Origin of the sequence: Paenibacillus sp. NPDC056579, assembly GCF_042793215.1 — a bacterium.
Taxonomy (GTDB): domain Bacteria; phylum Bacillota; class Bacilli; order Paenibacillales; family NBRC-103111; genus Paenibacillus_S.
In genome coordinates this window covers 711,219-724,965 of record NZ_JBHTVD010000003.1, presented here as the reverse complement: position 1 = coordinate 724,965, position 13,747 = coordinate 711,219, and the positions used below count along the sequence as shown (strand labels likewise).

The 13,747-nt window shown below is 49.8% G+C and carries 11 protein-coding genes; 10 read left to right on the top strand and 1 reads right to left on the bottom strand.

The window, feature by feature from the left end; all coding sequences use genetic code 11:
* Positions 1-78: 78 nt before the first annotated feature.
* The 6 genes from ACFQ88_RS15885 (at position 79) to ACFQ88_RS15860 (ending at position 6,868) form a co-directional block, all read left to right on the top strand.
* Positions 79-1,002, top strand: coding sequence for a hypothetical protein (locus tag ACFQ88_RS15885; RefSeq protein WP_379454737.1), 924 nt, complete (start codon positions 79-81; stop codon positions 1,000-1,002).
* A gap of 148 nt (positions 1,003-1,150) precedes the next feature.
* On the top strand, positions 1,151-2,434 hold the full coding sequence (gene tig, locus ACFQ88_RS15880) for a trigger factor (protein WP_239627637.1): 1,284 nt from the start codon (positions 1,151-1,153) through the stop codon (positions 2,432-2,434).
* Between the two features lie 442 nt (positions 2,435-2,876).
* Positions 2,877-3,470: an ATP-dependent Clp endopeptidase proteolytic subunit ClpP gene (clpP, locus tag ACFQ88_RS15875; RefSeq protein WP_239627635.1), complete on the top strand. Its 594-nt coding sequence runs from the start codon at positions 2,877-2,879 to the stop codon at positions 3,468-3,470.
* Between the two features lie 11 nt (positions 3,471-3,481).
* Positions 3,482-4,750, top strand: coding sequence for an ATP-dependent protease ATP-binding subunit ClpX (gene clpX / locus ACFQ88_RS15870; RefSeq protein WP_239627633.1), 1,269 nt, complete (start codon positions 3,482-3,484; stop codon positions 4,748-4,750).
* 98 nt (positions 4,751-4,848) lie between these two features.
* Positions 4,849-5,964: a flavodoxin-dependent (E)-4-hydroxy-3-methylbut-2-enyl-diphosphate synthase gene (gene ispG / locus ACFQ88_RS15865; RefSeq protein WP_239627630.1), complete on the top strand. Its 1,116-nt coding sequence runs from the start codon at positions 4,849-4,851 to the stop codon at positions 5,962-5,964.
* Between the two features lie 193 nt (positions 5,965-6,157).
* A complete protein-coding gene (locus tag ACFQ88_RS15860; RefSeq protein WP_379454910.1) occupies positions 6,158-6,868 on the top strand; it encodes a divergent polysaccharide deacetylase family protein in 711 nt (236 codons plus the stop codon).
* 16 nt (positions 6,869-6,884) lie between these two features.
* Here ACFQ88_RS15860 and ACFQ88_RS15855 read toward each other — a convergent pair whose 3' ends face one another.
* Positions 6,885-7,598, bottom strand: coding sequence for an N-acetylmuramoyl-L-alanine amidase family protein (locus ACFQ88_RS15855; RefSeq protein ID WP_379454736.1), 714 nt, complete (start codon positions 7,596-7,598; stop codon positions 6,885-6,887).
* Positions 7,599-7,776: 178 nt separating this feature from the next.
* Here ACFQ88_RS15855 and lonB point away from each other — a divergent pair, with 178 nt between their 5' ends.
* From lonB to ACFQ88_RS15835, 4 genes are all read left to right on the top strand, one after another.
* Positions 7,777-9,480: an ATP-dependent protease LonB gene (lonB, locus tag ACFQ88_RS15850; RefSeq protein WP_379454735.1), complete on the top strand. Its 1,704-nt coding sequence runs from the start codon at positions 7,777-7,779 to the stop codon at positions 9,478-9,480.
* Between the two features lie 195 nt (positions 9,481-9,675).
* Positions 9,676-12,009 carry an endopeptidase La gene (gene lon / locus ACFQ88_RS15845; protein WP_379454734.1) on the top strand — a complete coding sequence of 778 codons (2,334 nt, stop codon included), beginning with the start codon at positions 9,676-9,678 and terminating at the stop codon, positions 12,007-12,009.
* A 57-nt stretch (positions 12,010-12,066) separates the two neighbouring features.
* Positions 12,067-12,723 carry a ribosome biogenesis GTP-binding protein YihA/YsxC gene (yihA, locus tag ACFQ88_RS15840; RefSeq protein WP_379454733.1) on the top strand — a complete coding sequence of 219 codons (657 nt, stop codon included), beginning with the start codon at positions 12,067-12,069 and terminating at the stop codon, positions 12,721-12,723.
* 427 nt (positions 12,724-13,150) lie between these two features.
* The gene (locus ACFQ88_RS15835; RefSeq protein WP_379454732.1) at positions 13,151-13,741 is read left to right on the top strand and encodes a non-ribosomal peptide synthetase module; all 591 of its coding nucleotides are present in this window, start codon (positions 13,151-13,153) and stop codon (positions 13,739-13,741) included.
* Positions 13,742-13,747: the final 6 nt, after the last annotated feature.

Genomic DNA, 13,747 nt, shown 5'->3' with positions numbered 1-13,747 from the left:
TTTGCTTTCCTGCGCCGAATCAGGTACACTGACTTTCATACATATTGGATTGCCAGAAGTCGGTAAGGTGGTGTGCTTTTGACCGGAAAATCGCATGATAACGTCATTTTATTTCCTAAGACTATCGATTATTACCAATTTGAATTAACGCGGATGCTGGAGAACGAACGATATGGCGAAGCCATTTCGCTGCTCCGCTTTTTGCTCACCTGCCGCAGCCAGGATGAGCGGGTCGAGGAAGAGTGGAATGCGCTGCTTCAGTGGCTGCAAACGATGTTTCCCGACGAGACGTTCGCTGATTTCGGAGCCGGATCAGATCCGGAGGACGAGCTGTCCGAGCGCGATATGCTGCGCGAAAAGCTGATCTTAAGGGAACGGGAGGACGGCAGCTACGCCGCTAAGCTGATGGAATCGTTAAAGGATGCCTCCTCGCTTGAGAAGCAGCTGCTTGCGCTTGATCAATTGGCATTAATGGAGCATCCCGAATTAAACGGCCAGCTGATCGACTGGATCAAATCCGGGGAGCAGCATCCGCTCATTCAGTACAAAACGCTCCAGACCTTAAAGCTGCGCGGCGTGCAGGGGCTCATCGAGCTTCATCGAAACGGCGAGTCCGTTCTTGTCGAAATTGAGGATACGCCGGCGGATTTCGACCAATTTCCCTCGATCATTAACGAAATTATCGAAAGAATCCAGCAGGTGAGCGAGACGAACCATCCCGCCTTGGCGTATTTTGCCCAGGAGACGTGGAACGAGTTTCTCGCCTTCATTTATGGGACCTATCAGTACCGGCAAATGCTTAGAATGGACCGCGACGCCATAGACGCATGGGCCGCGGCGCTTCATCTGGTCTTGCTCGAGCGCGTTTTCGACAGCGGCGATAAGGAAGAAATTCTTGAGCTGTACGGGATTACGAGCGAGCTGCTGTTTCAGTGGGAGCAGGCGTATCGCATTATGCAGCAATTTGCTTCTTCGACATTTAGCGGGGGATTTCAACGCTGATTTTAATTTTTAAACCAACTGAACTTGAAAACCCTATGGGTTATGTTATAATAGAGTGGTTATATTGGCGGACCGGGGACAAGCATGCCCCTTATTCGTCAGAACGTGAAAAATTGTGATGGATAATTTTTGGAGGGGAAAGCATAAAATGAAAGCAAGCTGGGAAAAAATAGAGAAGAACGTTGGAGTTCTTGATATTGAAGTGGAAGCGGATAAAGTTTCCGACGCGTTGGACAAAGCGTTTAAGAAAGTTGTAGCGAAAGTGAACGTACCGGGCTTCCGTAAAGGAAAAGTGCCTCGCCAGATCTTTGAATCCAAATTCGGCGTAGAGAGCTTGTATCAAGAAGCTCTTGACATTGTCGTTCCTGAAGCTTACGTTGAAGCGGTTGTGGAAACAGGCATTTCCCCTGTTGACCGTCCTGAAGTTGACGTTGAGCAATTCGGCAAAGGCCAAGTTTTGAAATTCAAAGCAAAAGTCGTTGTTAAGCCTGAAGTTGAGCTTGGCGAGTACAAAGGCATCGAGCTTGAGAAGCAAGACGCCGAAGTTACGGCTGAAGAAATTAACGAAGAGCTTGTAAAACTGCAACAGCGCCATGCTGAACTGGTACCGGTTGAAGAAGGCGCAGCGGAAAACGGCGACGTCGTATCGATCGACTTCGAAGGTTTTGTTGACGGCGTTGCATTCGAAGGCGGCCAAGCGGAGAAGTACTCCCTTGAACTTGGATCCGGCAGCTTCATCCCTGGCTTCGAAGAGCAAGTGGTTGGCTTGAACAAAGGCGATGACAAAGACATCACTGTCAACTTCCCTGAGAACTACCACTCCGAAGAGCTGAAAGGCAAAGAAGCGGTATTCAAAATTCATCTGCATGACATCAAGCGCAAAAACTTGCCTGCTCTTGACGACGAGTTCGCTAAAGACGTAAGCGAGTTCGAAACGCTGGAAGAGTTCAAGCAAGATTTGGGGAACAAGCTGAAAGAGCGCAAGGACTCCGAGATTCAGCGCAAGAAAGAAGCGGATATCGTTGAGAAAGTTGCAGCAGCTGCAAAGGTTGACATTCCTTCTGTAATGATCGACAACGAGTCCGAGCAAATGCTGAAGGAATTCGAAAACCGTCTTCGTACACAAGGCATGAACCTTGAAATGTATTACCAATTCACAGGTCAAAACGATGACGTGTTGAAAGAGCAAATGCGCGGCGACGCTGAGAAGCGCGTATTGAACAACCTTGTTCTTGAAGCCGTCGCTAAAGCGGAAAACCTTGATGCTTCCGAAGAAGAAGTCAATGCAGAGCTCGAAAACATGTCGAAAATGTACCAACGTTCCGCTGACGAGCTTCGTTCGATCTTGGCAGCTAACGGCAACCTGAACGACCTGAAGCATGATATCGCAGTTAAGAAAACAGTTGAATTTTTGCTTGCAAACAGCAAATAATTCCGTTACTGTATCCTATAAGAGTGAAGGCACGTGTTCTTATGCGTGCCTTTCTCTATAGGCGTCGATTCGGGATTCGATCCCCGGATAGCATAAGGATGGCAGTAATAAGTTGACTCTCACGGAGGTTCGAACTGGAACTCCTTACGAGGTACCGGATTCGGACACGCTTTACGGCAGCGATAGACAGCTGCGTAAAGGGTTTATTCCTCAGCCTGGCGGATCCAGGTTAGGCGGGAACGGGAGCGTTAACGAGTAATACATATCGCAGTGCCCGAATTACATATTGCTTTGGATGTACGGTCGTGTTTCGGAAGGCAGTGGCTTCCGGAATCGTTTCGTGTAGCGCTTTTCGATACATAAGGAGTGGAAATTCGCGAAATGATTTCAAACATGATACAATGGAAATCGCAAGTCATTTTGGAGTAAAGGGGTTGGAACAATGGGTCTGATACCTATGGTAGTTGAGCAAGAAGGACGCGGGGAGCGCTCATATGACATTTATTCCCGCCTTTTGAAGGATCGCATTATCTTTATCGGCAGTGCCATTGACGATGATGTTGCCAACCTCGTTATTGCGCAGCTGCTGTTCTTGTCCGCGCAGGATTCCGAGAAGGATATTTCCCTGTACATCAACTCACCGGGCGGTTCCGTAACGGCCGGTATGGGTATATATGATACGATGCAGTTCATTAAGCCGGATGTTTCTACGATTTGCGTAGGCATGGCGGCGAGTATGGGCTCCCTGCTGTTAACTGCTGGAGCCAAGGGCAAGCGTTTTGCCTTGCCTAACAGCGAAGTGATGATTCACCAGCCGCTAGGCGGCGTCAGAGGTCAAGCGTCGGATATTAAAATTCATGCCGATTGGATTATCAAGACGAAGCAGAAATTGAATCAAATTTATGTGGAACGTACGGGACAGCCGCTGGAGAAGATCGAGCGGGATACGGACCGTGATAATTTCATGAGCGCTGAAGAAGCCAAAGAATACGGGCTTATCGATGCGGTTATCACTCGTAACGAATTGAATGGATAAGGAGTGATCCCATGTTTAAATTTAACGATGAAAAAGGTCAGCTTAAATGCTCGTTTTGCGGAAAATCCCAGGAGCAGGTCCGCAAGCTGGTAGCCGGCCCTGGTGTCTATATATGTGATGAGTGTATTGAGCTCTGTACGGAAATCGTTGAGGAAGAGTTGGGTCATGAGGAAGAGCTTGATCTGAAGGACGTACCGAAGCCGAAGGAAATCCGCGGTATTTTGGATCAATACGTCATCGGTCAAGACCAAGCGAAAAAATCGCTGTCTGTAGCGGTGTACAATCACTACAAACGGATTAATTCGCAGCAAGGCAAGCTGGAGGATGTCGAGCTTCAAAAGAGTAACATCGTCCTGCTGGGACCTACGGGAAGCGGGAAAACATTGCTCGCTCAAACGCTGGCCAAAATTTTGAACGTACCTTTCGCGATCGCCGACGCCACTTCTTTGACGGAAGCAGGTTATGTTGGTGAAGACGTTGAGAACATTTTGCTGAAGCTGATCCAAGCCGCGGATTACGACGTGGAAAAAGCGGAACGCGGAATCATCTATATCGATGAGATCGATAAAGTGGCGCGCAAATCCGAGAATCCTTCCATTACACGTGATGTATCGGGCGAAGGCGTTCAGCAGGCTCTGTTGAAAATTCTTGAAGGCACTGTAGCATCCGTACCTCCACAAGGCGGACGCAAGCATCCTCATCAAGAGTTTATTCAAATCGATACGACGAACATTCTGTTCATTTGCGGCGGAGCGTTCGACGGTTTGGAGCAAATCATCAAGCGCAGAATCGGTAAAAAGGTTATCGGCTTCGGTACAGACGGCAACAAAGCGGATCTGAAACCGGGCGAATACTTGTCGATGGTATTGCCGGAAGACTTGCTCAAGTTCGGTTTGATTCCTGAGTTCGTAGGCCGTCTGCCGGTCATCTCTACTTTGGAGCCGCTGGATGAAGCAGCATTGGTTCGCATCTTGACCGAACCGAAGAATGCTCTTGTCAAGCAGTACCAAAAGATGCTGGAGATGGATAACGTAACTCTCGATTTCAATCGCGAGGCTCTTGAGGAAATTGCGCGTGAAGCCATCAAACGCAATACCGGTGCACGCGGCTTGAGAGCGATCATCGAGAGCATCATGCTCGACGTGATGTACGAAGCGCCTTCCGCTACGGAGCTTTCGACTTGCACGGTAACGAAAGAAGCCATTCAAGCGAAAATTACTCCGGAGATTACAAGCAAGGGCGACGACAAATCCGTAAAGAAAAAAGAAGAGAGCGCATAACATAAATAAACCATAGCAGCCTCCAATCCGGTTTGGAGCCGATTACGGCTCTGAACTGGAGCGGAGGATGTTTGGTATCATGGGAGAGATCGATAACAATGTTCCACAGAACGGAAACCATCCCTGTCAGAGTGGGGGATTTGACGATCGGCGGAAGCAACGAGGTCATTATGCAAAGTATGTGCACCACGAAAACCGCCGATGTAAAAGCGACCGTTGCCGAAATTCACCGATTGGAAGAGGCCGGCTGCCAAATGGTTCGAGTTACTGTTAATAACAAGGAAGCAGCTGAAGCGATCAAAGACATAAAAAAGCAAATCAAAATTCCGTTGGTGGCGGACATTCACTTCGATCATCGGCTTGCGCTGATGGCGATTGAGAACGGCATCGATAAGGTTCGGATAAATCCCGGCAATATCGGCCGCCGCGAGAAGGTCGAAGCCGTTGTAAAAGCATGCAAGGAGCGCGGTATCCCTATTCGTATCGGGGTTAATGCCGGATCGCTGGAAAACCACCTTCTTGAAAAGTACGGCTACCCTACCCCGGAGGCTATGGTAGAGAGCGCCTTGTTTCACATCGGGATTTTGGAGGAGCTTGACTTCCGTGATATTATCGTGTCGTTGAAGGCGTCCGATGTGCCTATGGCTATCGCTGCTTATACGAAGGCTGCACAAGCGTTCCGCTATCCGCTTCACTTAGGGATTACGGAAGCCGGCACCTTGTTTAGCGGCACCGTCAAGAGCTCTGCCGGCATCGGAGCACTGCTCAGCATGGGCCTTGGCTCGACGCTGCGTATTTCTCTTAGTGCGGATCCTGTTGAGGAAATTAAGGTTGCACGGGAGCTCTTGAAAACATTCGGTCTGATTACGAATGCGGCGACTTTGGTATCATGCCCTACTTGCGGCCGTCTGGACATCGATTTGTTCTCCATCGCCAACGAGGTGGAAGAATACATTTCCAAGATCAAAGTGCCAATTAAAGTATCGGTCCTCGGCTGCGCTGTAAACGGCCCTGGGGAAGCCAGAGAAGCCGATATCGGCATTGCCGGCGCCCGCGGCGAGGGTATGCTGTTCCGTTACGGAGAGATGATCCGGAAAGTGCCGGAAGCGGAGCTATTGGCTGAGCTGAAAAAAGAAATCGACATCATTGTCGAGCATTTTAACCGTACCGGCGAAATCCCGGGAAGAAAGCATCATCAGGTACACGCCAACTAACGGAAATCATACAAAGAACAGTGTCACTCCTGTGGAGCAGCACTGTTCTTTTTTTGCGATGCATAGTTTTTCCACCTGAGGTAAATACCATATAAGTGCCACAAGACTTCAGGAGGTTGGAACTATGAATCAAACCGTGAAATGGATTGTCATGTATTTTATCATCGTTTGTTTGGCTTTTGGACCGTCCGGCATGTTGGCGGCAGGCGCCCGCAGTCAGGAAGAACAAGCCGTTCAGAAGAAAATTGCGATCGTCATCGACGATCTGGGTAACGACATGGCGGGCACGAAGGAAATGATGGAGCTTCCGGTTCCTTTTACAGTAGCGATCATGCCGTTCCTGCCGACAACCAAGCGGGATGCCGAATGGGCGCATAAGCTCGGACATGACGTGTTGGTTCATATGCCTATGGAGCCGGTAAAAGGTAAGAAAAGCTGGTTAGGACCCGGTGCAATTACAACGGATCTGTCCGATGAAGAAATTCGTTCCCGAGTCATAGCGGCTATTGAAGAAGTCCCTTATGCAGTTGGCATCAATAATCATATGGGGTCCAAAGTGACAGCCGACAAAAGAGTGATGCGAATCGTTCTGGAAGTATGCAAGGAAAAAAATCTGCTCTACTTAGACAGCAAAACGACACATAAGAGCATAGTGCAGTCCACCGCCTCGGAGATCGGGATGAGAACGCTAGAGAATAATGTGTTCATGGATGATGTCTATACCCGGGAGCACATTGTGAAACAAGCGCTAAAAGTACACAAGCATGTGGACGAGCATGATACAACGATCCTAATCGGCCATGTCGGGCCTCCGGGCAAGCATACCGCTGCCGTATTGAAGCAATCCGTTCCTGCGCTGCAGCAGAAGGCTCAGTTCGTTACGATTTCCAAGCTGGTACCTTGAGGTGCCGGCTTTTTCCTCATTTTGCCGGCTGCTGCGTTGTTTGCAGAAAAGCGATTACTCCGTCGGCAATGGATTCCGCCAGCTTCTGTTGTTTTTTCGGATGGGTCATTTGCTCCCGGTCCAGCGAATTCGATATAAAGCCCATTTCCAGAATTACTGCAGGCACTTGAACATGTTTCAGCAGGTAGAACGTTTTTCCGTACACTACCTCCCTGTTCGTGCCGTACAGCTGATTCAGCGATGATTGCAGACAGGTTGCCAGCTGCTTGCTTTCCTCCGACTTCTGATGAAGCACGATAGGGCCTCGTTTTCCCGTTTTGGCGGCCCAGTTTACGTGAAGGCTGATCACGGTTTTGGGGTGGATTTCATTAGCCAGATGGCTGCGCTGCGCTAAGTCTTTCAGATGGCGGGAGCTGGAGCGAAACCAGCGGTTTTCGCCGCTCAACGCGTAATCCTCTACGCGGTTCATCATCACGTTGTAGCCTTTTTTCTTCAGTACGTTGTATGTCAGCTTTGCCATCTCGAGGTTAATATCTTTCTCGTACAGCTCTCCATACAGCGTTCCGCTGTCAATCCCGCCATGGCCTACATCTATAAGCACATCAACATCGGTGACGATTGGATTTTTAATGATCGGATAAGGACCGGTCTGCTCAGCGACAATGGTTTCGCGTGGAATGAGCAGCGATACGGTTAGAAATAAGAGCACAAAAACAACAACTTTTTTCATATGTACGCTCCTTTGCTCCAGGTTCACTGTCCTAGCGTTCTCAGAGACGACTTTCTCAATACGTGCCAGAAAACTTTCTCAAATCGGATTAACCCATCCTGAAGAGGGCAATACTACCAATTATGCAATGGTTGAGCGCTTGCTACTCACTCTCAACATTTAGGAGGGATTAAGTAAAATGAATATCAGTGTGATTTTGATGATTATTCAGCTGTTTTTTGCCGTCGTTATCGGTATGTACTTTTGGAATTTGCTCCGCAATCAGCAATCGAACCGTTCGGCCGTAGATAAAGAGTCGAAGAAAGAGCTTGAGAAGCTTAGAAAGCTTCGTTCGATCTCGTTAAATAAGCCGCTGGCCGAGAAAACGCGTCCTACCGCCATGACGGACATTGTAGGGCAGAAGGAAGGGCTGCGGGCGTTAAAAGCGGCCTTGTGCGGCGCCAATCCGCAGCATGTCATCATTTATGGTCCTCCAGGAGTGGGCAAGACGGCAGCGGCCCGGGTCGTGCTGGAGGAAGCGAAGAAAAACGCGGATTCGCCTTTCCGCCAAGACGCCAAGTTTACGGAAGTCGATGCTACTACCGCTCGGTTCGACGAACGCGGCATTGCCGACCCGTTGATCGGATCGGTTCACGATCCTATTTATCAAGGAGCCGGCGCGATGGGGGTTGCAGGAATTCCTCAGCCCAAAGCGGGAGCCGTAACCAAGGCTCATGGCGGAATTTTGTTTATTGACGAGATCGGCGAATTACATCCGCATCAAATGAATAAATTATTAAAGGTGCTTGAGGATCGTAAAGTTTTTTTGGAGAGCGCGTATTACAACTCGGAGGATATGAACATTCCGAGCTATATTCATGATATTTTTCAGAACGGACTGCCGGCCGACTTTCGACTGGTTGGAGCGACAACACGCAATCCGCAGGAGCTTCCGCCAGCTATTCGCTCGAGGTGTATGGAAATTTATTTTCGCCCTCTGCTGCCTAACGAGATCGGAACGATTGCGAGCAACGCTTTGAAAAAAATCGGCTTTCCGGAAAATCAAGCAGCGATGGACGTAGTCAAAAGGCATGCGACCAACGGTCGCGAAGCGGTCAACATCGTTCAGCTGGCAGCGGGGATGGCGTTGACGGACGGTCGTAAAGAGGTGTCCGCAGCCGATGTGGAGTGGGTCGTAAACAGCTCTCAGATTCCTCCGAGACCGGAACGGAAAATCGGTTCGCAGCCGGAGATCGGCTTCGTCAACGGCCTTGCCGTATATGGTCCTAACCTCGGAACGCTGTTGGAAATTGAAGTGACGGCTATCCCGGTAGTACAGGCAGGAAGCGGCAAATTTACGATTACCGGCGTTGTCGACGAAGAGGAGATGGGGGGAGGCTCCCGCACCATCCGCAGGAAGAGCATGGCCCGCGGCTCTGTAGAGAACGTTCTGACGGTATTGCGCAGATTCGGGATCAATCCTTACAACTATGATTTGCATATTAATTTCCCGGGGGGAACGCCAATTGACGGCCCTTCCGCGGGAGTATCGATGGCGACGGCAATAGCTTCCGCTATCAATCAAATCCCTGTAGACAATCATATCGCCATGACGGGCGAAGTCGGGATTCACGGCAAAGTCAAACCGGTAGGGGGCGTAGTCGCCAAGGTGGAGGCCGCTTTCCAGGCGGGAGCTACCAAGGTGATCATTCCTAAGGAAAACTGGCAGGAGATTTTCGCCGGGCTGAACGGGCTGGAGGTTATCCCGGTCGAGTCGGTGGAAGAGGTGCTGCATCATGCGCTTGGGATTGAAATTTCCAGGCAGGCCGAGATCACCGGAGTACAGCCGGATGTGCTGCCGTCCGCCTCGGTTACCGTCCTGCACGCTGATGGGCTGGAGTAATTCTAGCTCATTGGCGTCTCTTTTTTTACCCGGTGCAAGTTAAGCTGACATGCCGATTGGTGTTTTGATTTTAATTTTGCTAAAATGTTAACTACAGCAATTGGTAATAGGGACCGGGTGAGGAAATTTACATGCCTTGTATGCTTGCCCCAAGTCTACTATGCTGAAGCGAAGTTCTCTAGGAGGTGCTCCAGGATGGGACCGAACAAAACAAAGGTGCGGCGCTTGCCTCTGCTTCCGCTGCGGGGATTGCTCGTTTATCCGAGCATGGTGCTGCACTTGGATGTCGGCAGAGAGAAATCAGTCAGAGCACTGGATAAGTCCATGGTGGATGACAGCATGATTCTTCTTTGCTCGCAATCGGAAGTTAACATTGAAGAGCCTACCACGGAAGATATATATCGCATAGGAACGATTGCCAAAGTAAGGCAAATGCTGAAGCTGCCTAATGGAACGATTAGGGTATTGGTCGAAGGGGTCGTCCGAGCCGAAATCACCGAATTTTTATCCAACGAAGAATATTACGAAGTACAGGTCAAGGAGCTGCCTGAACAGGAAGTGACGGATCCGGAAGTCGATGCGCTGATGCGGACCGTGCTGAATCAATTCGAGCATTATATCAATTTGTCCAAAAAGGTCACACCGGAAACCTTGGCGGCGGTATCCGATATTGATGAACCGGGCCGGCTTGCCGATGTCATCTGCAGTCATTTATCCCTCAAAATCAAAGACAAACAGGATATTCTCGAAACGATTGAAGTCAAAGAACGGCTGGAAAAGCTCCTGGGCATTCTTAACAACGAACGTGAAGTATTGGAGCTTGAGCGCAAGATCAGCCAGCGAGTCAAAAAGCAAATGGAGAAAACCCAGAAGGAATATTACCTTCGTGAGCAAATGAAGGCGATTCAGAAGGAGCTGGGTGACAAGGAAGGCCGCGCAGGCGAAGTGGAGGAGCTGCGTTCGCAGCTAGCCGAAACGGAAGTTCCCGAGAAAGTGAAGGAAAAGATCGAGAAGGAAATCGACCGGCTGGAGAAAATGCCCGCCACTTCTGCGGAAGGCGGCGTCATCCGCAATTATATCGACTGGCTTCTCGGCTTGCCGTGGAGCATTTTCACCGAAGACGATCTGGACATTAACAAGGCTGAGGAAATATTGAATGAGGACCATTACGGCCTGGAGAAGCCGAAGGAGCGCGTCCTCGAGTATTTGGCCGTTCAGCAGCTTGTTAAGAAAATGAAAGGACCGATTCTTTGCCTCGTGGGGCCTCCCGGCGTCGGTAAGACGTCGATTGCTCGTTCTATCGCGAGGTCGTTGGGCCGCCAATTCATCCGTATCTCACTCGGCGGCGTTCGTGACGAAGCGGAGATTCGCGGTCATCGCCGCACGTATGTAGGCGCGATGCCGGGACGCATTATACAAGGCATGAAAAATGCAGGCTCGTCCAATCCGGTGTTTCTGCTCGACGAGATCGACAAGATGGCGATGGACTTCCGCGGAGATCCGTCCGCGGCATTGCTGGAAGTGCTCGATCCGGAGCAGAACAACACCTTCAGCGATCACTATATCGAGGTACCGTTCGATCTATCCAACGTCATGTTCGTAACGACCGCCAACGTGGTGCACAATATTCCGCGGCCGCTGCTGGACCGGATGGAAGTGCTGCACATTCCTGGCTATACGGAGCTGGAGAAGCTGAACATCGGACGCAACTACTTGCTTCCGAAGCAGCTGAAGGAGCACGGGCTGCAGGAAGAGCAGCTGAATATGGATGAACAGGCGCTCATGCGCATCGTCCGTGAGTACACTCGCGAAGCGGGCGTTCGTAATCTCGAGCAGCAAATTTCCGCGGTCTGCCGCAAGGCGGCGAAGCAGGTTGTTTCCGGGCAAAAGAGCTCCGTTCACGTTACTTCCGACACGGTCAAGGAATTCCTCGGACCTCCGAAGTTCCGTTTCGGCGTAGCGGAAGAATTCGATCAGATCGGTGCCGTGACCGGTCTTGCTTGGACCGAAGTCGGCGGCGACACTCTCGTCATTGAGGTTACGGTTATGCCGGGCAACGGGAAGCTGACGCTTACAGGGCAGCTCGGGGACGTCATGAAAGAGTCCGCTCAAGCGGCATTCAGCTACACCCGTTCCCGCGTAGAAGCGTTGAACATCGCAAAGGATTTCCATGAAAAAGTGGATATCCATATTCACATTCCGGAGGGAGCTATCCCGAAGGACGGTCCTTCCGCGGGGATTACGATGGGAACCGCATTGATCTCCGCGCTGACCAACATTCCGGTGTCCAGAGAAGTGGCGATGACCGGTGAGATTACGCTGCGAGGCCGTGTTCTGCCGATCGGCGGCTTGAAGGAGAAGAGTCTTGCCGCTCACCGTGCGGGCATACGGAAGGTCATCATCCCGAAGGATAACGTCAAGGATATCGAGGAAATCCCGGAGAGCGTACGCAAGGAGCTTACTTTCATTCCTGTAGCTCATATGGATGAGGTACTCGAGCATGCATTAGTGAAGCCCGTACAGGTTTAATAAGGCTACGGAAAAATAGGGCTGAAGCGAGCCCGACAACAAGGAAGAGTGAAAACAATGAAGGTCAATCAGGCTGAGTTTATTATCAGCGCGGTTGGTCCGAATCAGTACCCTGCCGACGCCTTGCCGGAGATTGCTCTGGCAGGGCGTTCGAATGTCGGCAAATCGTCACTGATCAATCGGATGATCCAGCGCAAAAATTTGGCGAGGACAAGCTCGAAGCCGGGAAAAACGCAGCAATTGAATTATTATAAAATCAATCAGGACTTATTTTTTGTAGATTTACCGGGATACGGATATGCTCAGGTATCCAAGTCCAAGCGCGAGATATGGGGCAAGTTTATCGAGGAATATTTGCTGCACCGGGAATATTTGAACCTCGTACTGCTCATAATCGACCTGCGTCACCCTCCTTCGAAGGATGACCAAGCCATGTACGACTGGCTGAAGCATAATGAGGTTCCGTATTGCGTCGTTACGACGAAAGCGGATAAGATTTCTAAAGGACAATGGCAGAAGCATGTCAAAATCGTCAGGGAAACGCTGCAAATGGAGAAAAGCGAACGGCTGGTGCTGTTCTCCTCCGAGCTTGGAGTAGGCAAAGACGAGCTGTGGCAGGTTATCATGGAGACGATCAAGCATAAGCATGACGAGGCAGATGAAACGCCAGAAGCGTCTGCAGGGCAAGAAGCTGAGGAAGAGACGGCCGGATAGCCGGCTTTTCAACAGCGGCCGGAATCCCACACACGATTCCCTCTCCACGCACATATGTATTTTGTACATCCATCCTAACGCCGCAAGGCGTTTTTTCTTTTTCATAAAATCGGCTTACGTAGTGATGAGCAGCGAGAAAGAGGAATACTATCGAGAGAGTCCGATTTAGGCCGCTGTCCTTGAAAGATGAAGATTTTGTTTAACGTCGGATGCAGGAGGGAACTGCATAACTTGCTGCGGGAAACAGAGGGATTTAGATGATACGTTGAATCATTCCGTAAAAAAAGCAGTTTTTTCAGAATTTCAACGAAATTCAATGAAATGGCGGGAGGAATATTAAATATTTATGTAGTATAATGTATATAGTAACAAAAAAAGAATAACGGTTTGGCTTCATGGTTCGAAAACAAAGAATTGAGGGATTTTTATGGCAATGAGGTTAGCGACCCAATACGTCAAAACCTGCCTACAGTTAACGGAAGCCGAGATGGCCATGTTTATTCAGATGTTTGTCGATCATCAAGCCTCTCTGCAGGTTAAAGTACTTGAGAATGGAAATCAGGAAGTCGTGTTTCAAGACAACGAATCGGGAGAAGAAATCGTTCTTTCGTTCGAAAGAAAGTTCAACACCTATGTTTGCCGGGGCACCTGCCGCATCACGGACAAGAATTTGGTTAACCTGATGCGCAAAGCGGTATCCACTTTCAAGGGGAGCGCAATCGTTCATCGTATTTATGAAGGGTATATCATGATATACGAATATGAACGGGGTTCCGTGGTAAAAATCGTTGAGCGCAAGGATCAGACCGATCGGGTGATCTACGAGTACAAGGATACGATCGGAATGCTGGAGCAGCTGTACCGCCGGGATGATGTGGAGCATGAAATCCAGTTCATCAAAGCGCAGATTAACAGCCTGCTAGACTTGCGAAATGACATGCAAGATACTGCCGTACGCGAACAAATCGATAGCCGATTATACAAAATGACGCATCGTTTATTCGTACTCGAAGCATAATTATAC

What these genes read in the sequence shown, in the direction of transcription:
- ACFQ88_RS15855 (WP_379454736.1), bottom strand. Translation starts at nt 7,598, where the DNA reads ATGAAAAAAGTTGTTGTTTTTGTGCTCTTATTTCTAACCGTATCGCTG.
- ACFQ88_RS15860 (WP_379454910.1), top strand. Translation starts at nt 6,158, where the DNA reads ATGTTGGCGGCAGGCGCCCGCAGTCAGGAAGAACAAGCCGTTCAGAAG.
- yihA (WP_379454733.1), top strand. Translation starts at nt 12,067, where the DNA reads ATGAAGGTCAATCAGGCTGAGTTTATTATCAGCGCGGTTGGTCCGAAT.
- ACFQ88_RS15835 (WP_379454732.1), top strand. Translation starts at nt 13,151, where the DNA reads ATGGCAATGAGGTTAGCGACCCAATACGTCAAAACCTGCCTACAGTTA.
- tig (WP_239627637.1), top strand. Translation starts at nt 1,151, where the DNA reads ATGAAAGCAAGCTGGGAAAAAATAGAGAAGAACGTTGGAGTTCTTGAT.
- ispG (WP_239627630.1), top strand. Translation starts at nt 4,849, where the DNA reads ATGTTCCACAGAACGGAAACCATCCCTGTCAGAGTGGGGGATTTGACG.
- clpX (WP_239627633.1), top strand. Translation starts at nt 3,482, where the DNA reads ATGTTTAAATTTAACGATGAAAAAGGTCAGCTTAAATGCTCGTTTTGC.
- lonB (WP_379454735.1), top strand. Translation starts at nt 7,777, where the DNA reads ATGAATATCAGTGTGATTTTGATGATTATTCAGCTGTTTTTTGCCGTC.
- lon (WP_379454734.1), top strand. Translation starts at nt 9,676, where the DNA reads ATGGGACCGAACAAAACAAAGGTGCGGCGCTTGCCTCTGCTTCCGCTG.
- clpP (WP_239627635.1), top strand. Translation starts at nt 2,877, where the DNA reads ATGGGTCTGATACCTATGGTAGTTGAGCAAGAAGGACGCGGGGAGCGC.